This window comes from Pacificibacter maritimus, assembly GCF_003814915.1.
GTDB classification, from domain to species: Bacteria; Pseudomonadota; Alphaproteobacteria; order Rhodobacterales; family Rhodobacteraceae; genus Celeribacter; species Celeribacter maritimus.
On record NZ_RKQK01000004.1, the window covers coordinates 118369 to 138709 of the forward strand.

General features: G+C 49.0%; 19 protein-coding genes. 4 read left to right on the forward strand and 15 right to left on the reverse strand.

All coding sequences use genetic code 11. The annotated features are described in order from the left end of the window. Window positions 1-5: 5 nt before the first annotated feature. The 9 genes from hslU to regB all read right to left on the reverse strand — a co-directional run bounded on the left by hslU (window position 6) and on the right by regB (window position 13489). Window positions 6-1310 (reverse strand): ATP-dependent protease ATPase subunit HslU, encoded by a 1305-nt coding sequence (gene hslU / locus EDD53_RS12105; protein WP_123793614.1) that lies wholly within the window; start codon window positions 1308-1310, stop codon window positions 6-8. Continuing rightward, the gene (gene hslV, locus EDD53_RS12110; protein WP_123793616.1) at window positions 1307-1864 is read right to left on the reverse strand and encodes an ATP-dependent protease subunit HslV; all 558 of its coding nucleotides are present in this window, start codon (window positions 1862-1864) and stop codon (window positions 1307-1309) included. The genes hslU and hslV overlap by 4 nt, the downstream gene beginning before the upstream one ends. Before the next feature lie 122 nt (window positions 1865-1986). Continuing rightward, window positions 1987-2307 (reverse strand): thioredoxin, encoded by a 321-nt coding sequence (gene trxA / locus EDD53_RS12115; RefSeq protein WP_123793618.1) that lies wholly within the window; start codon window positions 2305-2307, stop codon window positions 1987-1989. 54 nt (window positions 2308-2361) lie between these two features. Further along, a complete protein-coding gene (gene addA / locus EDD53_RS12120) occupies window positions 2362-5757 on the reverse strand; it encodes a double-strand break repair helicase AddA (RefSeq protein ID WP_123793620.1) in 3396 nt (1131 codons plus the stop codon). Next, a complete protein-coding gene (addB, locus tag EDD53_RS12125; protein ID WP_170162752.1) occupies window positions 5754-8720 on the reverse strand; it encodes a double-strand break repair protein AddB in 2967 nt (988 codons plus the stop codon). Before addB ends, addA begins: the two co-directional genes overlap by 4 nt. Before the next feature lies 1 nt (window position 8721). Further along, the gene (locus EDD53_RS12130) at window positions 8722-9399 is read right to left on the reverse strand and encodes a nucleotidyltransferase family protein (RefSeq protein ID WP_123793623.1); all 678 of its coding nucleotides are present in this window, start codon (window positions 9397-9399) and stop codon (window positions 8722-8724) included. Further along, window positions 9375-10397 (reverse strand): aminoglycoside phosphotransferase family protein, encoded by a 1023-nt coding sequence (locus tag EDD53_RS12135; RefSeq protein ID WP_123793625.1) that lies wholly within the window; start codon window positions 10395-10397, stop codon window positions 9375-9377. Before EDD53_RS12135 ends, EDD53_RS12130 begins: the two co-directional genes overlap by 25 nt. Window positions 10398-10437: 40 nt before the next feature. Further along, window positions 10438-12027: a PAS-domain containing protein gene (locus EDD53_RS12140; RefSeq protein WP_170162753.1), complete on the reverse strand. Its 1590-nt coding sequence runs from the start codon at window positions 12025-12027 to the stop codon at window positions 10438-10440. A gap of 79 nt (window positions 12028-12106) precedes the next feature. After that, window positions 12107-13489 carry a sensor histidine kinase RegB gene (gene regB / locus EDD53_RS12145; RefSeq protein ID WP_123793629.1) on the reverse strand — a complete coding sequence of 461 codons (1383 nt, stop codon included), beginning with the start codon at window positions 13487-13489 and terminating at the stop codon, window positions 12107-12109. A gap of 90 nt (window positions 13490-13579) precedes the next feature. On the opposite strand from regB, the gene EDD53_RS12150 reads away from it, so the two are divergent. Together EDD53_RS12150 and EDD53_RS12155 are read left to right on the forward strand one after the other, a co-directional pair. After that, window positions 13580-14200: an SCO family protein gene (locus EDD53_RS12150; protein WP_123793631.1), complete on the forward strand. Its 621-nt coding sequence runs from the start codon at window positions 13580-13582 to the stop codon at window positions 14198-14200. 76 nt (window positions 14201-14276) lie between these two features. Further along, window positions 14277-14828, forward strand: a complete 552-nt coding sequence (locus EDD53_RS12155) for an ActR/PrrA/RegA family redox response regulator transcription factor (protein ID WP_123793633.1) — start codon at window positions 14277-14279, stop codon at window positions 14826-14828. A gap of 105 nt (window positions 14829-14933) precedes the next feature. Here EDD53_RS12155 and EDD53_RS12160 read toward each other — a convergent pair whose 3' ends face one another. Then, on the reverse strand, window positions 14934-15401 hold the full coding sequence (locus EDD53_RS12160) for a GNAT family N-acetyltransferase (RefSeq protein WP_123793635.1): 468 nt from the start codon (window positions 15399-15401) through the stop codon (window positions 14934-14936). Beyond that, on the reverse strand, window positions 15398-15988 hold the full coding sequence (locus EDD53_RS12165; RefSeq protein WP_123793637.1) for an HD domain-containing protein: 591 nt from the start codon (window positions 15986-15988) through the stop codon (window positions 15398-15400). Before EDD53_RS12165 ends, EDD53_RS12160 begins: the two co-directional genes overlap by 4 nt. 136 nt (window positions 15989-16124) lie before the next feature. Between EDD53_RS12165 and ahcY the strand changes: the two genes are divergently transcribed. Beyond that, entirely contained in the window at window positions 16125-17513 is a 1389-nt protein-coding gene (gene ahcY / locus EDD53_RS12170; RefSeq protein WP_123793639.1) for an adenosylhomocysteinase, read from the forward strand. A gap of 171 nt (window positions 17514-17684) precedes the next feature. Further along, entirely contained in the window at window positions 17685-18026 is a 342-nt protein-coding gene (locus EDD53_RS12175) for a DUF2853 family protein (RefSeq protein ID WP_123793931.1), read from the forward strand. 101 nt (window positions 18027-18127) lie between these two features. On the opposite strand, the gene EDD53_RS12180 is transcribed toward EDD53_RS12175, so the two are convergent. From EDD53_RS12180 to EDD53_RS12195, 4 genes are all read right to left on the reverse strand, one after another. Beyond that, window positions 18128-18517 (reverse strand): DUF1761 domain-containing protein, encoded by a 390-nt coding sequence (locus EDD53_RS12180; protein ID WP_123793641.1) that lies wholly within the window; start codon window positions 18515-18517, stop codon window positions 18128-18130. A 64-nt stretch (window positions 18518-18581) separates the two neighbouring features. Beyond that, on the reverse strand, window positions 18582-19010 hold the full coding sequence (locus EDD53_RS12185; protein WP_123793642.1) for an EVE domain-containing protein: 429 nt from the start codon (window positions 19008-19010) through the stop codon (window positions 18582-18584). Next, window positions 19007-19282 (reverse strand): YciI family protein, encoded by a 276-nt coding sequence (locus tag EDD53_RS12190; protein ID WP_123793644.1) that lies wholly within the window; start codon window positions 19280-19282, stop codon window positions 19007-19009. The genes EDD53_RS12185 and EDD53_RS12190 overlap by 4 nt, the downstream gene beginning before the upstream one ends. Window positions 19283-19285: 3 nt before the next feature. Continuing rightward, on the reverse strand, window positions 19286-20254 hold the full coding sequence (locus EDD53_RS12195; RefSeq protein ID WP_123793645.1) for an NAD(P)H-dependent glycerol-3-phosphate dehydrogenase: 969 nt from the start codon (window positions 20252-20254) through the stop codon (window positions 19286-19288). Between the last annotated feature and the right edge of the window lie 87 nt (window positions 20255-20341).

The window sequence follows — 20341 nt, forward strand, 5'->3', positions numbered from 1 at the left end:
GTTGGTTACAGCATAAACCTGCTGACATCCGCAGTTTCAGCCATTTCACCAACACTGCTGCGCACATAAGTTTCGTCGACCAACACAGTTTCTCCGCCGCGATCAGGGGCTGTAAAGGATAGGTCTTCGAACACACGTTCCAGAATCGTGTACAAGCGGCGTGCACCGATATTTTCAAGACTAGCGTTCACTTCGGTCGCCACAGCGGCAATCGCTTTGATGCCACTTTCAGTGAAAGTCACAGTCACTTTTTCTGTGTCCATCAAGGCGGTGTATTGTAACGTCAACGCATTGTCGGTTTCTGTCAAAATCCGTACAAAATCATCCTCGCCCAACGCTTGTAATTCAACGCGAATTGGCAAGCGACCTTGTAATTCGGGCAATAGATCAGACGGCTTTGCGACATGAAAAGCACCTGAGGCGATAAACAAAATATGGTCCGTTTTTACGGGCCCATGTTTGGTTGAAACTGTTGTGCCTTCGATCAAGGGTAACAGATCGCGTTGCACGCCTTCACGTGAAACATCGCCACCGCGGGCATCCGTGCGGGCGCAGACTTTGTCAATTTCATCCAAGAATACGATGCCGTTTTGTTCAACAGATTCGAGGGCGGCGCGCGTGACGGTTTCATCATCCAGAAGCTTGTCAGCCTCTTCCGAAATTAAAACATCGTAGCTTTCAGACACCTTGACTTTCTTGCGCACGGTGCGCCCTGCAAAGGCTTTTCCGAATAAGTCACCAAGGTTCATCATGCCACCTATTTGTGGTTGACCTGGAACCTCGAACCCACCCATGGGCGATGACGTATCTTGCATTTCAAGTTCTATTTCAGTGTTATCCAATGCGCCAGATTTTAGCTTTTTACGGAACATTTCGCGGGTTTGCTCGCGTGCATCAGTGCCTGCAATGGCATCTATTACACGGTCTTCAGCCGCCTGATGCGCTTTGGCTTTTACATCTTCGCGCATGTGTTCACGTGTCTGCGAAATCGCGGAATCTACCAAATCACGCACGATTTGTTCTACGTCACGACCAACATAGCCCACTTCGGTGAACTTTGTGGCCTCAACCTTGATAAAGGGCGCGCGTGCAAGTTTGGCTAAGCGACGAGAAATCTCGGTTTTGCCAACGCCAGTTGGTCCGATCATCAAAATGTTCTTAGGATATACTTCGTCGCGTAGATCATCCTCTAGATGCTTGCGGCGCCAACGATTGCGCATGGCTACAGCGACTGCGCGCTTGGCATCATTTTGACCGATAATAAAACGATCAAGTTCAGATACAATTTCGCGCGGGGTTAGATCGGTCATTTTGTAATTTTCTCCACGGTCAGTTTGCCATTGGTATAGACACAAATGTCGGCGGCAATTGCCATCGCTTCGCGTGCGATCTGTTCAGCGTTCTTGTCGGTTTCCATCAACCCACGAGCAGCTGCTAAGGCGAAATTTCCACCTGACCCGATCGCGGCTATGTCATGTTCAGGTTCCAACACATCGCCAGCGCCAGTGATCACTAAAAGCTCAGAGCCATCGGTGACGATAAGCATAGCTTCCAATTTTTGCAGATACTTATCGGTTCGCCAGTCCTTGGCCAACTCCACGCTCGCGCGCGCCAGATGGCCAGGTGTGGCTTCAAGTTTGGCCTCCAAGCGCTCAAGCAGTGTAAACGCATCCGCTGTTGAGCCAGCAAAACCAGCCACAACTTCGTGTCCACCTGGTTTCAGGCGGCGTACTTTGCGTGCAGTGCCTTTGATCACGGTCTGACCCAAACTGACTTGGCCGTCGCCTGCGATTACAACTTCACCGTCGCGCTTTACGCCGATAATGGTGGTTCCGTGCCAGCCGGGAAATGTAGTATCGGTCATGATGTGTCCTCTCGATAAGGTTCATATGTGCATGAGCGTTCGTGAGTACAACCATGCGCAAAGAGTGCCAGAAAAAAGGGGCACCACTGGCACCCCTTTTTTAAATAACTTTCTGGACCAGTTTAAATGCTTTCGGTGATCCAACCAGAAATCGCTGTTTTTGGGGCTGCGCCTACTTTGTTGGAAATAACTTCGCCACCTTTAACCATGAACAAAGCTGGGATTGAGCGCACACCAAATTGAGCTGGTGAGTTGGGGTTTTCGTCAATGTTAACTTTAACGATTTTGACCTTGCCTTCGAACTCAGTAGACAATTCTTCTAGCGCTGGGCCGATTTGTTTACATGGACCACACCATTCTGCCCAGAAATCGACGATCACTGGGATATCAGATTGTAGTACTTCGGTTTCGAAACTTGCATCAGTTACAGCGACAGTCGCCATTGGAATTCTCCTAATAATGTGTTGAACCGAACCTAGGTGCCCCACCTTAAAGCGTCAAGATGTAGAGGTGCGTCGCAAAGCGGACATCACTATATCGTGCTCAAGCTCCATGAGTGTGGCAGTCTTTGTCCAAAGGATCGCTGTTTCAATTTTTTTGTTTGGATACATGGTTTTACATATCTCCATATAGGCGCCCATCTGTCTGAGTAGACCTTCTGGCACTTTGGTTGGTGTCGTTGGAACAATTTCATTTGACTTGAAATCTACAATTTGAACTGTGTTTTCCGTAACAATAAGACGATCAATGATCCCATGCACAGCTTGATTGTTTACAGAGGGCAGCCTGCCTGAAAAAGCGACTTCGGCCTGACTGTTTTCACCAAATATGTCCCAGTCGTAATCTTGATCAATGACGCGGGACACTTCGAGTAAAAGTGAGTCTAGCTCGGCGGGGGTTGCAAACAGATCATCCGCATTCAGCAGCAGTTTTGCAGTCTCAAATCTGGCGTCTTTTGGGTAGTTTGGCAGGTGTTCAAGCAATAAATGCACTTGGTTGCCATAGCGCAGGGCAGCATCCTCATCGTGGCTAGAGATCGACCCCGCCAGAGCCTTGGCTCCGCCTAAGTCCGATGGGGACAGGAATGTTTGGGGCGCCGATGTGATTTTAGCTGTAGTAACAGCCCATTCTGGCAGAGTCTTATCGTGAAATTCAGCACTGTGTTTGCTTTCAACCCGTGCTGGCCATTCACCATGAGAAAACCGCGATCCAACGCCACTTGGATGAATTTCTTCGGTGGCGTTTGCGGCGCGCATTCCGTCTTCAACCAGCTGGTACCAGCTCACACTATTCTTGCTAAGTGCGCCTGCACCTGCCACGATCAACCAATTTTCGGCACGGGTCATGGCGACGTAAAGCAAGCGACTTTCTTCTTCTGCGGTTTTTTCTTTTATGCGCTCGAGCGCGGTTACAATGACAGACGGATTGCTGTCTTTATTCGCTTTCCACACAATATTTCCAGCGCCCAAGTCAATCAAATCATCTCGGGTGTCTTTGGGTTCACGAATGGTATCGGGCAAGATCACGATCGGTGCCTCTAAGCCTTTTGATCCATGCACAGTCATAACGCGGATTAAATTTGAAGCGTCATCAAGCACACGCTTGAGCTTGATTTCTTCTGCACCCAACCAGTTGATAAATCCTGTCAGACTGGGGGTTTGTGCTGTTTCATACTGCAGTGCTTGCTGCAAAAGCGCATCCAGCCCGTCCTCGGCTTCGTTACCAAGCCGTGCTAAGAATTTTTTGCGACCTTTATGACGTATCAATATGCGTTGAATTAAATCGTAGGGACGCAAAAAATCAGCCGTTCTACGCAGGTCATCTAACACCTCAAATGTTTTGGGCCATTCTTGATGACGTTCCCGTAATTCTCGCCATAAAGTTGCGGCTGTACGCCCATGTGCAAGCGAATAAAGGTCTTGTTCGGACCATCCAAACAGCGGTGATTTTAGAGCTTCTGCAAGCGCTAGGTCATCATCTTGTAGCGACAAAAATGCCAACAGCGATGTTACATCTTTCACTGCCAATTCGTTATTCAGAATAAGTTGATCCGCACCGGCAACAGGCAGTGATAGCTTTTTAAGCGCACGGATCATCGGGTAAAATAAGCCAGATCGATTGCGCACCAGAATAAGAATATCACCAGGCTGAATGGCGGTCCCTTTGTCATCGCGCCGCGGGATAGACCCTGAAGTGATCATTTTCTTCACATTCATAGCAACCATTTCAGCCAACCGAATATTGTGGTGCTCAGGGGCAACGAGATCGACAGGAGATTCCCAATCGTCTGATGTTTTTTCGGCTTTTTCAGGTGCAACCAAGGGCCAGAGATCAACACGCCCCGGCGTATCATCAAAGAATGCAATGTGGCTTGGTTCACCGCCAAGCCCATACCCACCAGTCAGTTCGAATGTTTTATCGGTCAGATGCAAAATCGCAGGTGAAGATCGAAACGAATGCTCCAATGCGACATCTTGCAAATCTTTGCCTGCATGACTGAGATTTGCTTCGAAATGATGTTTCATTTCATCAAAGGAATCGGGGGCCGCACCCTGAAACGAATAGATTGACTGTTTTTTATCGCCGACGACAAAAATGGTACGCGTCACATCAGGGCGCGCGCCCTCGCCTACAGTGAATTCCTCTGCCAATAAGCGCACAACCGTCCATTGATCAGGGCTGGTGTCTTGCGCCTCATCAACAAGAATATGGTCGATGCCACCATCAAGTCTAAACAAAACCCATTGGGCGACGCTTGAAATCGACAACAGGTCTCTTGTCTTTTGAACCAAGTCATCGAAATCCAGCAAGCCAAGCCTTGCCTTTGTGTCTTTATATGGCTGCACCACTGCCTGACCAAAGAGATGCAGTGCAAAGGATTTTTGTGCTGATTCCAAAGACAGCAATTTTTCTCCAGCCACCGACACGCGTTGCATAAAGTCCTGAAGTTGCCGCAAGGCCTCTGGTTCTGCAGTTGCACATTTCTTTGTGGGCAGGCCTCTTGCAAGGCCAAACCGTGATAGACCTTGGTTCTCGCCTGATCCGACCAAGAATGCATTTCTCAATTCATGCAAAAACGCGGTAGATGGCTTGCGCCCAATCAAGTGTTTCCATTTCAGCGCAGCGGTTACATCAGTCTTGTTTGGCGATACCATCATAACGGCAACAGCACGTTCAAGCGCTACATCTTCATCACCCATGAAAACGGTGTCCAAAAGCGCTTGTTCGTCAAAACCCTTTGGCAGGTTGTACCAATTCCAAACATCAGACCGCGTGACCTTTTGGTCAAAATGGTCCCGCTTCCTTACAACCTCTTGAGCAAGCTTCATTGGGTCTAGATCGTCTTGACCCGACAGATATGCCGCAATTCCATCAATCGCGTTGCGCTGGGGTCCATCGGCCAAAGTATCAAGAATTTCAGCCAAAATGGTGTTTGTTTCACGGACGTCTAATTCTTTGAACTGCGGTGAAACGCCAGCCTCCAAAGGAAAGCGCCTTAAAATTGCGCCACAAAAAGAATGGATTGTTTGAATTTTCAAACCACCTGGTGTTTCCACAGCACGCGCAAAAAGAGTGCGCGCGTGACGCATTTCATCCACCGTCAAAGCCATGTCAGGGGATAAGGATTTTAATTCCTCAGCAAGCTCTGCATCAGGCATCATTGCCCAAGCACCCAGACGCTTGAATAGCCTGTTTTGCATCTCTGAAGCAGCAGCTTTGGTGTAGGTTAAACACAGAATATGTTGTGGCGGCGTGCCCGCCAAAAGCAACCGTGCCACACGATCAGTTAAAACTTTGGTTTTACCTGATCCCGCATTAGCGGATACCCAAGTCGATGTATCAGGGCGTGCGGCTGCAATCTGTCTGCGCGTTGCATCATTTAGGGTGTTCATCGCACATCCTCCCCAAAGGCGTCATCACTATCAGACCATTCCCCCACTCGTGCAAGATGGTCAAAGTCCCCTGCATAGCTCGTGGTTTGCACAATACGCCGCGATGTATATCCCTGTGTGGGATCGTCATAATTACTGATCAACGCGCGGAATTTTTCTTCGGTTTTATCCGTGTCGCCTGGGTGCAAATCAATTTCAGTCTTCGCGACTTTGCGGTCTAATCCAAGATACGCAATCTGCGCAACGCGACCCGTATGAATGCCCGCAAAACCACCGTTTTCAAGCATCATCGCCTCTAGGTGCAATTGCATGCGTAGCGTTTCGGCGACTTTCTGCGTGGGAGGCGCACCTGTTTTGTAGTCATATATAATGTAGTCGCCATTCGGGGTTTCATCGATGCGGTCAGCTTCGCAAGTCAAAGAAAAATCAATGTCTTTAAGATGATAGCCGCCTTTGATTTCTTGTGCGACAGGCCGCCCTTTTTCGCGTTGCTCAGCTTCTCGAATAACCAACGGCAAAGCAATTTTTTTGATGCGCCCCAACCAGACTCGGCGCGCCGCTGGCCACAAAACAGTTTCTTCTAAAACGCGCTCGGCAGTTGCAATGAGCCGTGCGGCGGCTTCTGCGTGGCTTTCTTCGCGGGCATGTTTTATGAATTCTTCCATGATCTTGTGAAAGGCTACCCCGCGATCCCTTGGATCTGCTGATTGGGTGAGCGGGTCGAGTTTACTCAAGCGCAACACTCGACTGGCATAAATTTCGTAAGGATCACGCACCAAAGTCTCGATGCGTGTCACTGAAAGCTGTCGTGGACGGGCCTCTTTTGGGGGGCGTGGACTTGGTCGTTTCGCAGCAGGTACGCGCGTTTTAGGCTGCTCCAATTGACGCGCCATATCAACAAAGACACGCCCCTTTTGCCGCATCACCTCCAGCGCCTCTTTACCCTCTTCTGACATGCCTGACAAAAGGTTCGTAAGACGAATAAGCCACCTAGACGCTACAGTTTCGGCCTCAGCATTGCGCTGGGCACGTGTTAAAATGACCGATTTCGCACCAATGGCTTGTTGAAAATCATGCGCAGATAGGCCGATTTGTTGCTCTGGTGGTTTTAGACCAATTTGTTTGCGCATATCGCGACTAAACCAAGGGTCAGGTGCGGCAAGCGCAGGCCAAATGGAATCGTTTAATCCCCCAAGAATAACCAAATCTACACCCTGCGCCCGCGCCTCTAATGTGCCCCAAATCATGATACCGGGGTGCTTTGGAGACATGTCACGCGCTAGACCGCGCCCAATGACAGCTTGGAACAAGGCTGCAAATTCAAGTGGTGTCATATCACCGCCATGGCTCGCCTCTGCTTCAAGCTCGGTGACAGTCCGCAGCGCTGCGCGACCGGCAGATTGCGCCCATAATTCACTGTAATCGGTGGAAACCGGCCCCTGCACCAATGCTTTGGTGATCTCCAGAGTGCGGTCAAGGTGCTCTGACAGATGCGCGGTGGCGCTGCCTGAAAACGAGTCGATAATATCTGCAATCCAATGTGCCCATTGCAGTTGAATTGGATCAACAACTTGACCGTCTTTCTTTTTGTGTACCCACTCGACTAGATCTTCACGCATCGGAAATGCGGGTCCGTTGCGCCGTAGATTTTTTTCTAACCTGCGCGTCCACAACAAGTTGTCCCCACGCATTTTTCCCGCATCAGTTTTTCCGCTGGCCACTAAAGGGTGTTTGAGCATCACAAGAAGCTGTTCAGACGAAACAGGCCGCCCAAGTTGCGATGAAACATGGCGCAACAATCGGCCGGGCGGTGTTTGACTAAGAGGGATGCCTGCGCTGTCATCAGGCGCAATATCCCATCGATCCAAAACAGCGGTAACATGGCGCGCAAGGTTACGATCAGGCGTGATGAGGGCCGCTTTTTGACCTTCTTCAGTGGCTTTCCTTAGGGCTAGCGCAATGGATACAGCTTCTGATCGGGCGTCTGGTGCTTCGATTAGAGTTAAATCGCGACAAGCCGCTGTTATGGATTGGAAAACGGGACCTTCGCTCATCCATTGATCCGTGACGGGAGCGGGCTGTAACGCCAAGGACACCAATCGATTTCGGTCGTCATTCGCGGTATTGGAAGTTGCCCAGTTTTCAATTTTGCTGGGGTGCAGCCCCAAACGGTCTGCGATATCTACAAAGCGAAACTGTGGATGTTCGTAAGCTGACGTGTCTCGAATTTTATCCCAAGTATCTGATGTCAAACTAAAATCAACGCCTGGCAATACAACTGCCCCCTGCGGAAGTTGGGCTACCAGCTGCATGAATTGAGCCGTTGTGCCGCGAGATCCAGTTGAGCCTGCGATGATGATTGGATGCGTCGGCGGGGCGTTTGACCACTCGTCACACAGCCTTTCGACGACCATTTTCAGTCGCGCTTCTGGCATTGGGGGTTGATCTTGAGTAGGGTCAAAGAACGTCGAAATAATTGATAAAAAGCGCCGTGCGCGGGCCCAGTGGCCAGAGGTATCTTGGACGTTGATCTCATTCAAAGCATCGGGGTGTATATCTTCATCATGCATCTCGGCCAAAAGCGCAGCAAGATTATCAGACAGATCAAAAATGGAAGACCGTGCTGCGAAATCGGGTTCTTGATCCAAAAAACGCGCCACAAGTTGGGACAGTTCAAGTCGGCGCTGTAATCCTGAGACGCCTGATGTCACACCCTGAGCGGCCAGTCCTGCACTGAGATCAGTAACCAAACGAATTTTGGGCAAGAACTGTGTTTTCCCATCATCAAATGCACGCTTGAGCTCGGTTTGCATCCTGCCTGAATTGACGAATATTTCCACACGCGCAAGTGCCTCGGGCGATTGCAATTCAAGGCGCTCTAGCAATCCGTCTTTCAAAGCAAACGCAAACCGAGTTCCGCAAGGTAGGCCAAACAAGCGGGCTGACTGCTGTTCAGAAAACATTTTAATCATCCTTCAGCAAAGTTTCAGCAAGCTCGATTGCCTCAGGGTACCCAACATCACACCAAGTCCCCGGATAGATCGCACCAAAAAGCGTCTTTCGCTGTAAAAGGTCGTCCCAAACCACATTCATCGAAAAATGCGTTTCAGCCACCCGTTCTACAAATTTGCTTTTGATAATTTGAAGCCCGGTAAACACTTCACCAGCCCCACGATGCAGTAGACCGGTCTTGTCACGCAGAAAATCGCCCTGTCCCTTATGGCCGATTGCGCGATCTATTGGGATCAACAACATCAAACCATCCATTCTGGTCGGGTCCCATTGCTTTACCAATAATTCCGCAGGCTTAGGGCCTTTCCATACGGCATCTGTGTTCATCGTAAAAAGAACATCGCGGGAAATCGTGGGCAAAGCATGTTTTAGTCCACCGCCGGTTTCTAATAATTCGGGCTCATGGATTGGCTCAACATTCGCGGCCCTTAGGTGGCTTTCAAGAATATCTGGCAAATAATGTGTATTGGCAAATCGGCGATTAACCCCCGACATCGCTTCTAATGCGTAATCTACCAAGGGTACGCTGTTTACGCGGACCATGGGTTTTGGAACTTGTTGTGTCAGGGCCTTCATCCGCGTCCCCTTCCCTGCACAAAAAAACATTACCGTGTCGGGATTGTTCCACATAGAGATTTCAACCTTCTGATAGCCTCGGGTGTCGGTTCTGGCAGAGTGGATTTAAGACACTTAGATAGCTCTGATAAATCTGGATGGGCTAAGTCTGTCATGAGATACCCCCACACGCGCGGAATCAAGTCCACGTAATGCGGTTTCGAAAAGTGTAGCGACATGCGTGCGAATATCATCAAAATCCGCAAATTGCGTTGGACCGAACAAATGGCCGTTTCCCGAGAAAAGTCATTTGTGTCGAGGTCAAGTTTTTGCGCAAAGCGTTCAATGCAAAGTTTTTGAATTTGTGGCGACACGTCCCGCCGTGCATCCGTCGTTAGCGAAATAAGATCATAGGCAGGATGGCCAAGCATGGCATCTTGGAAATCCAAAAGCCCCACATTTTTCGGGGCAGAGCGATTTGGAAGCCACAACAGGTTTTGCGCATGAAAATCGCGTAAAATCGTAATTCGTCCTGCACCCAGTGATGCGATCAAGGGCGATAATATTTGATCAATTTTTTGCTGTTCTTCGAGTAGGTCTCGCTGCAAAATTGGCTCAGCATACCATTTGATACAGGATGTCGCGAGATCGGTCATCAAAGGCTGGTAATCAGTCGCCCCCTCAAGTGGTGCGGCCTGTGCCAGCACAATCAATGCATCCACCGCAGCAGAATATAGATCTGGCTCAGACGCGGGCGCGCTGTTGCAAACCACATCATACATATCGAGCCCCAGATCTTCGAGAATAAGAAAGCCCTGATCTAAATCGGCATCAAAAACCTCAGGCGCACTTAGGCCTAAATTGGTCAAATAAGACGCAACATTTACAAAGGGACGCACGTCTTCACCTTTTTCGGGTGGTGCATCCATTAAGATGGCCGTTTGTCCTGTTGCAGGGGAAAACAGCCGTTCGTAACGCCGCATTGACGCATCCCCAGCAAGAGAGGTGCGTTGGGCATTTTTCCAGCTGGTCGATGCAAGAAAATCACTTGCCAATATATCGCGCTTTATCATGCGCCAACATTAGTCGCCCTACGCCCAGAGGCAAGGGCAATCACATTTGCGCAAGGCTTGGATCTGGCTGGAGTGTAAAGCGTCTTGGTGGGCGTTCTATGATTGCTTCGGGTGTGAAGCCTGACAGTGTTTGTCCATTGGCTAAGGGGACAAACCTGCAATGTACGCGCCGCCCATCCCAAAGCCGCGTGGTGCTTTCCCATTCATTGCGCTCACCTATGCGCCCTACAAAATCGCGGACATCGCCCCAGATTGGGCTAGGGGCGCATTTCGCATGCCAAACGCGTGTCGCATCTAAAACACTTACTTCTTTGTTGTTATCTGTATCGTCCGTACCCCAAAGAGTTTTATAAGCTGAATTAGCCATCAACAACGTGCCGTCATTTTCAAAAACAGCAATGGCTTCGTTCAAGGAATCAAAAACAGCCTGACTTGTTTCAATTTCGGAGCGGAAGCGACGCGTCAATGACATTTCCGCACTGATGTTTTCAAAGAGAAAGGCAATAGCACCATCTGGATGAGGGCGGCCTGTCACACGGTATGTAACGCCACCGTGCAACGACCAAATTTCTTCATATGTGCCGATGCTAGCGGCACTTTCTAACGCAGAAATTTCATGTCTCCACGATTTGTAATCTTTCGGCTCTGGCATCATTTTTGTGTCGCGCAACCTGTCCAAGAATGCTGTCAAAGCGGGGCGCATTGACAGAAATTCAATAGGCAGCGCTGTCAGGTCGTGCAGTGCAGGGTTGAACAGGACAAGGTTACGGTCTTTGTCGAAAATGGCCAACCCGATGGTGAGGTGGGCAAAGGTTTTGGTGAGGGTTTGGCGAAATTCGCGCAAGGTTCTTTCAGCAGCCAAAGTGCGCTCTGCGGGCATGGCTGTGAAAAGTGTTCCGTCGTCCAGTGACATAGGGAATACTTCATAAGGTTTTTCGCCCGATGGATCTAAGATAGAATTAAGGCGCATGAAATCGCCTGAGTTGGTGGTCCTCAACTGTTGCGTGTCAAAGATGGCTTTAGGCGGCCAGATGGGAATTTCACCAGCTTCCAATGTAGAATCTGCCATCGCGGTATAGGCCGCATTGGCCCAGCTGATAGTACCATCGTCGAGTTCACGCCAAACCAGAAAGGGCACTAGGTCGGTCGTGGCGCGCAAAGTATCCAATTCTTGTTCAAGGGCGATAAGCGCATGTTGATCCATGTTCACTTGGGAATTGTGCATACTGTCCGTATCAAGCAATGTTAAGCGCGCGTAGCCATTGCGCCATTCTGCCCGTAGCAGCGTCGAGCCATCTTTTGATTCGATCTCAAGGGAGCCCAGATCTGAAAGGTGCGAAATTTCAGACTGAATGGTTGGAAACCTTGTTAGTATAACGCTGAGCAAACGCGACCAATCGGACCCGACATCAGCGGCCCTAGCCAATACTGAATGGGCGGCATGCGTGGCGTTTACGAGGGTTTCGTCTTCAAACAGAAAGATGACATCGTTTTCACTGGCTTGTAAATTTATTGACTGCGCCAATGCTTTGCGATCGCCCAAAGTCGCAAGAGCGTATAGCGCTATAAAGGCTATGCAAAGGGCGCCAAGCCCCAATCCAGCAAGAGTTATCAGTGCATCGGTTGTCATGAGAATCCCCATTCTCGATTAAAGTCTTGGAGATCATCATTCAAAGTTTAGGTTAACGATGGGTTAAAGTCTGTGCCGCTCAATGGTCAAACAACACATTTTCCCCCAACGCTTTGGCTTGATCTTGTTTGGAAATTGCAATTTTACCACTGGGCCAAGATAGACTTACAATTGCCCCTGATCTATGACCCGTTTTGTCTTGTGCGGTTGCACCATTCGCAAACGATATTTCAGCGCCAGTGCGCTCCAATAGAGTTTTGGCGATGAACAGCCCTAAACCCATACCTTCATAGGCTGGGCGCTGGGCCTGATCACTTTCCGCGCGGCGACGTCGCACAAAAGGATCACCAATTTTACCAATCACAGAGGGCGGAAATCCGATCCCGTCATCTATAATGTGAATGCTGATTTTGTCTTCGGTCCATGTCAGATCGACCCAAACTGTTGTCCGCGAAAAGTCGACCGCGTTTTGAATGAGATTGCGCAATCCATGAATGATTTCAGGCTTGCGTTCAACATAGGGATGGGGCGCCTTATTGGTCTCTAAAGTGCTAATAATAACTGTTTTTCCGCGCTCAGTATGTGGGTTGGCAGCCTCTTCCACGACGGCTTGCAAGGGCGCTACTCGCAAATGTAAATCATTCTTTCCAGCACTGCCCATAGATCGCAAAATGCCATGACAGCGGTTTGCCTGCTCGTGGATAAGCTGAGCATCGGATCGCAGCTCTTCGTTGTCTTTCAGATCATCAACCAGTTCCGCGCTGACCAGTTTGATCGTCGCCAAAGGTGTCCCAAGTTCATGGGCCGCAGCCGCGACCACACCACCCAGATCGGTTAGCTTTTGTTCGCGCCCTAATGCCATTTGTGTTGCGAGCAGCGCTTCTGACATTGAATGGATTTCGGATGTAACTTTCCATGCGAAAACGCCCAAAAAGATAATGCCAATGATAATGCCAGCCCAACTGCCAATTTCAAAAATCAGTGGCAAAGTCACAGGGTCGCCTGCGGCATTCAGGAGAGGTACGTTAAACAGGGCAACCAAAGTCACCAAAACAATCGCAACTCCGCCGATCACAAGGCCAAAAGTCGGTCGCAAAACCGTGGCAGAGATGGTGACAGGCGCCAAAATTAAAACGGCAAATGGATTGTTCAGCCCGCCTGACAAAAATAGCATTGCCGAAAGCTGCGTCAGATCAAACAGCAACATCAATGTCGTGCCGCGCTCTGTCAATCTGCGCACGTCAGGATATGCAATCATCATGACAATATTGACGATAATCGATGCGCCAATAATGATAGCGAAACCGCCAAGAGACAGTTGAAACCCCAAAACAAGCCCCGCGACCCCAATCGTGATAACTTGACCCGCGATCGCGATCCACCTGAGCCAGATCAAAGTGTGCAGCTTGACCCAGTTTGATCGCTGCTTTTCGTCGACGATATTCTTGGAAATCTGTGCCATTGACTAAATATTGATCCTACTGCGTCATTTAATCCCTTGTTAGTCTGCCTAGTTCAGCCGATCAATGCACTGACTAATTAGGAGAGACCAATGACACGTTTCGTCGCATCTACTTCCGCTGTCGCTGTTGCGGCTCTTTTGGCTGGCGCAGCCTATTATGCATATGGCCCAAATGCAGCGCCTAATCTTGCTAATTGTTCACAAGCGGCAGTTGCAGGCGGCGCAATCGGGGGGGCGTTTGAATTGGTCTCTGAAGATGGCGTAACGGTCACCGATCAAGACGTTATAACCAAGCCGACAATCTTGTATTTCGGCTATACCTTCTGCCCTGATGTGTGCCCGCTCGACAATATGCGCAACGCTGATGCGCAGCGTATCTTGGATGAACAAGGCTATGATGTGCAAACGGCCTTTATCTCAATCGATCCCGAACGCGATACGCCCGAGGTGATGAAAGAATTCACCAGCTTGTTTCATGACAATATGATCGGCCTGACTGGATCCCCTGAACAGGTCAAAGCTGCCTCAAAAGCCTACAAAACTTATTACCAAAAAGAGGCAGATGGAGACCCTGAATACTATCTGATGGATCACTCCACACAGACCTATTTCGTTATGCCTGAGGTCGGCTTTGTAGACTTTTTCAAACGTGATGATTCCCCTGAAAAACTGGCTGAAACTGTTGCGTGTTTTGTCGATGAAATCAGCTAAGTTTGACAAAATTTAGCCTTGGTCTACTTCTCACTTACGTACTCGCTGGGCGTTACCGGCCATAGGGATCAATATTATGACACTGGAAAAATTAGATATCGGTGCGGATAAATCGCTGCTTTTGGTGGATGATGACGAGCCATTCTTGCGCCGCCTTGCCCGCGCGATGGAAAAGCGGGGCTTTGATGTAGAGGTTGCGGGATCTGTCGTAGCAGGTAAGGCCATTTCAACCGCTCGCCCAGCAGCTTACGCGGTGATAGATTTACGCCTTGGCGATGGAAATGGTTTGGATGTGGTCGAAGTGCTGCGCGCTAAACGACCCGACAGTCGGATTGTGGTTTTGACTGGATATGGTGCAATTGCCACGGCTGTGGCCGCCGTAAAAATGGGGGCGACTGACTATTTGTCAAAGCCAGCCGATGCCAATGATATTACAAATGCGCTGTTGGCCAGTGGTGATGATTTGCCCCCTCCGCCTGACAATCCCATGTCAGCAGATCGTGTGCGTTGGGAACACATTCAGCGCGTCTATGAACTCTGTGATCGCAATGTGTCCGAAACAGCGCGGCGTCTAAATATGCACCGTCGCACTTTGCAGCGCATTTTGGCTAAGCGTTCACCGAAATAGCGACGTGAAATAGGTTGATAACCTGTAAAAAATTTAAAGTGGGCCAGTGCGAAAGCGTTAAAATTTCACAACCTTGTGCCATATTGTCTTTAAAACATTATAAAATCAGCGCTTTAAGGCGTAGCGTTTCCAGATCTTGTCTGCATAGGTTCCACCCTCTAACGGCACATTTTCAAGCCGTTTGATCTGCTCAAATCCACGACTTTGATAATAGGTTATACCCCGTTCATTATCGGCGCGAATGATCGCATCAAGCGCCTGATACCCTAAATTACGGGCGGTGTCGCAGGTGGCTTTGAACAGCTGTGATCCGATGGAAAGCCCTTTTTCATCCTGCGCTATGAAACTGGAAATATCAGCAACATCTCCAAGAAATTCGGGGTTATTTTCGATCCATTGCACCCCTAAAATGCGCCCGCCTGCATCCTCAGCTAACAACCATGCAGAGCCATCAAGGCGCATTCTTTCGATGATCTCATCTGGTGATATGTTGCTCAAGCCTATGGTGTCATTCAGAAATGTCGAAAGGGATCGTGCATCCAGTCTTCCAGCTTTTCGAATGTGTAGGTTCATAACTGGCTTATCAATTCGGCATGGCGTTTGGTAAATGCGGTGCGCGCATGTACAGGTGGACGTAGGTGAATTCGTAGATCTTTGATCACTTCCGCATCCTGTTTGCCAAAAAGTTTTGTGCTTTCAGATTCGGAAAATCCAGCAATCTGAGTGGCTTCCAACCAAGCGGACACAAGATCGGCCTTTTTAATCTTGCGCTTAATCGCCACAGGTAGCTTTGCAGGCAGGCCAAATCGAATATGGATTGCGGCGGTCAATCTTTCGTCAAGTTCGTTGTAATCAGGGCCAATTGCAGCCTTAACTGGCGAAATCATATCGCCGATCACATACTCAGGCGCATCATGTAAAAGTGCTGCTAATTGCCATTTTACCGGTTCTGTCGGATAAAGCTGTCTGAAGATTTGTTCAACTAAAACAGAGTGTTCTGCGACTGAATATGCCCAGTCGCCACGGGTTTGACCATTCCATCGAGCGACAAAGGCAAGCCCATGCGCGATATCTTCAATTTCTATATCCATTGGGGTGGGGTCAAGTAAATCAAGCCTGCGACCTGATAGCATACGTTGCCATGCTCTTGCCTGTGCCATTTTTCTGTCCTGTTTTTCTTGCTCTTGTGGCGATAAATTGCGTTGGTTTTAACCGCAAATCAATCTGCTTACGTTGTAAGCGCGTATACGAGGTGGTATCCAGCCACAAAGACATTCTCAAGGAGCTGCCCTCAAAATGGCCGACTATATCGTCAAAGACATCGCGCTCGCCGAATTCGGCCGCAAGGAATTAGACATCGCTGAAACTGAAATGCCAGGTTTGATGGCGCTGCGTGATGAATATGGTGACACGAAACCTCTTAAGGGGTCGCGCATCGTTGGTTCACTGCACATGACCATCCAAACCGCTGTTTTAATTGAAACTTTGGTAGCCTTGGGGGCAGATGTGCGCTGGGCATCTTGCAATATTTTCTCAACCCAAGATCATGCGGCCGCAGCGATAGCTGCAAGTGGCGTGCCTGTATTTGCAATCAAAGGTCAGTCTTTGGAAGAGCACTGGGATTACTTGGATAAGTCTTTCCAATTTGCCGATGGTCCGAACTTGATTTTGGATGATGGTGGCGATGCGACACTGTATATTTTGTTGGGCGCGCGCGCTGAAAATGGCGAGCCTGAGCTGCTTGAGGTTCCAACATCCGAGGAAGAGATAGCAGTCTTTGCACAGATAAAAAAACGGATGGCCGAAACGCCTGGTTGGTTTACAAAAATGCGCGATCAGATTGTTGGCGTGTCTGAAGAAACAACAACAGGGGTGCACCGCCTTTATGATCTCGTAAAGCAAGGACAACTGCCGTTCCCAGCTATCAACGTGAACGACTCTGTAACCAAATCAAAATTTGACAATAAGTATGGTTGTAAAGAAAGCCTTGTTGATGGCATTCGTCGTGCAACCGATACGATGTTGGCAGGTAAGGTTGCTGTTGTTTGTGGATATGGGGACGTTGGTAAAGGGTCTGCTGCATCTCTCAGCGGCGCAGGTGCGCGTGTGAAAGTGACTGAAATCGATCCAATTTGTGCATTGCAAGCTGCGATGGACGGATACGAAGTTGTACGTCTTGAGGATGTTGTTGCTTCAGCAGATGTATTTATCACAACTACGGGTAACAAAGATATTATTCGCATCGAACATATGCGTGAAATGAAAGACATGGCGATTGTTGGCAACATCGGTCACTTCGATAACGAAATCCAAGTTGCCGCTTTGAAAAATCACAAATGGACCAACATCAAAGACCAAGTCGACATGATCGAAATGCCGTCTGGCTCTCGGATTATTTTGTTGTCGGAGGGGCGTTTGTTGAATCTTGGCAACGCGACAGGTCACCCATCCTTTGTGATGTCAGCGTCTTTCACCAACCAAGTTTTGGCGCAAATGGAATTGTGGACAAACGGCGAAGCCTACAAAAACGATGTCTACATTTTGCCCAAGCATTTGGATGAAAAAGTCGCCCGCTTGCACCTTGCACGTATCGGCGTGCAACTGTCAGAACTAACGAAAGAGCAAGCTGACTATATCGGTGTGACGGTTGAGGGGCCATTTAAACCCGAACACTACCGCTACTAATTTTGTATAAATTCAGATGATAGGGGCCACCCATGCGGTGGCCCTTTGCTTACGGGGAACGTTGTAAAAAATTCCCTTTGTGTTGGTAGCTTTAGCTACTAGTCTTTCATCAAGCCCTTTTTGAGGCTGTTTATATTGGCCGCTTGGCTACTATTTGGTGGGAGAATTCCAATGGGAAAACGTGACGATCTTATTGCGCAATATGCGGATGATTTGAAAAACAAATGCGGCATGACGCCAGATATGGATTTGTTGACAAAAGTTACAATCGGTTGTGGTCCGTCTATATATAACGCGGATGCTTCGACGGTTGCTGGTAGCCAAAAAAGCGAACTGGAAACGGTTAAAAATAATTTTTTGGTTAAAAAACTTGGCTTGACCGATAGCCCTGAGTTGATGGATGCAATTAATGCAGCGATCGAAACGTATGGTAAGTCAGAGCGCAACAAATATCGCGCTGTATTCTATTACTTGCTGGTCAAACATTTCGGCAAAGAAGCCATCTACAAATAGATGATGGGCCGTCTTAGCTTAGGTTTAGGCGGCCTTATCCACTTTAGGCGTGCTGAAAATTATTAATTTCAGACCATTTGGGCAACGTAGATGTTTTCCTGTCACATCCAGCCCAGCACTAACCCTATCACACCACAGCCAATCACAGCGTAGCCGCCGTCGATAACAGCCAAAGCGCGGGGACGCATGGCATAGGCGACGTTCATAGCAATCCAAGGCGCGATGAAAAATAGGCCGACACCTAATCCCGAGACCAACCCTTTTCCAATGCCGTCAATTCCAGCCATCGCAAACATGTGGCGCATCATTCCTGCCACCAAAAGCATGCAAATTCCTGACACTACAAACGGCGCGGCTGAAAAGCCGCCAATAGGCTTTCCAGTGTCATCACATGCGATCCCTGCTGCGGTAACCCATTGTTTTGACAAGGCCATGTACCATACAGCACCGATAGCAAACCCAGCAGCAGCTGCGACGAGAACCTCAACCATATCCCGTTCCTTTCGATGAAAGCTCACCAATCACTATGGTGCGTGATATTGGATCTGGCTAGGATTAATCGACTTGTGGTTCTGTAGATCCCAATGCGCATACGATGTTCCATTCTTCAGCGGTGACGGGTTGAACCGAAAGGCGTGAATTGTTGACCAAGACCATTTCAGTCAATCTTGGGTCTGACTTTACCTTTGAGAGTGAGACTGGTTGGGTGAGTGGGCGTATGGCTTTGATGTCTACGCAATCCCAACGAGGGTCGTCGCTGGTGCTGTCGGGGTGGGATAGGGCGCAGACTTCAACAATGCCCACGATTTCTTTATCGGCGCGCGAATGATAGAAAAAGCCGCGATCTCCAATTTGCATTTGGCGCATGAAGTTACGCGCTTGATAATTGCGCACCCCATTCCATTCTTCGCCTTGATCACCTTTGGCAACTTGCTGGTCCCAAGACCAAACATCAGCTTCGGATTTGAACAACCAAAAGTTCATTTTTCAATCACACGCTTCCAAGCTTGCACGGTCACGCTCTCAAACAATCCCGCTTTGGCGTAAGGATCATTTTCCGCCCATTTTTGTGCATCGGCTAATGTTTCAACTTCGATAATAATCAAAGACCCACACATATCACCGGCTTCGTTCAAAAACGGACCAGCCTGTTCAACAACACCTGTCGCGTCAATATACGCTAAGTGTTCTGCACGGGTATCAAGGCGTGTCTGCAGTGCATTTGGTTTGTCAGTGCATATGATAGCATATTTCATTGGTTATTCCCTTTTGAGTGGCCGAGAGAGTAGGCCCTCTACAGCTTCTTTGATCGTGATTTTTCCGTCTAGAATGTTGGTGACGACACCAGTGATTGGCATATCAATCTTGGTTTTGTGGGCAAGATTGGCAACTGCACGGGCTGTCGCAACGCCTTCCACCGTAATCGTCGGATCAATGGCTTCGTTACGACCCAATTTGACACCGTGTGAAAAATTGCGAGATTTTTCCGATGTACAGGTCAAAACCAAATCCCCAAACCCAGACAATCCTAACAGAGTTTTCGGCAAAGCCCCCTGTGCGACCGCAAGGCGCTGCATTTCAATATTGCCGCGCGTAATCAAAGCGGCACGTGCACTTTCGCCAAGCCCTGCGCCAATCGTGATACCGCAGGCGATCGCCATGACATTCTTTAGTGCTCCGCCAAATTCTACACCAATAGGGTCTAAGCTGGAATAAAGGCGAATATTTTCGGTGGTCAACTCCGACTGGATCTCGGCGACAAGTGCTTCGTCGACGCTGGCAATCGTCAAAGCTGTTGGCAAGCCTCGCGCGATATCAATTGCAAATGACGGGCCTGATAGTATCGCGACCCGCGCATTTGGCACACTGTCTTGCAATAGCGAAACGGGGCCTTGATTGGTGACGAGATCAACCCCTTTGCAACATGACACCAGCTTTTTCCCAGCCAGTAAGTTTACGTTCGTCTTGGCAAAATCTGATAAACTCTGCATAGGAGTCGCAATAAGAATAATATCTGCCTGACAGGCGACATTCAAATCATGGGTCAGTTTTAAGCTGTTTGGCAGTGCGATATCAGGCAATCGGCCTGCATTGCAGCGGGCATCTGATAGTTTTTGCATTTGATGCGGTGAACGCCCCCATAGAGTCACGTCCTCACGTATAGTGCTCAACGAAATGGCCAATGCCGTCCCAAACGCGCCAGCTCCAAGAACAGAAATGCCAGCCATAGCAATGCCTTTCAGATATCGGTGGGATTAGGGTGTCCCATAAATACCCACCGTTGTTTCATTCCTAAAGTGGAGGTAACACTAGGA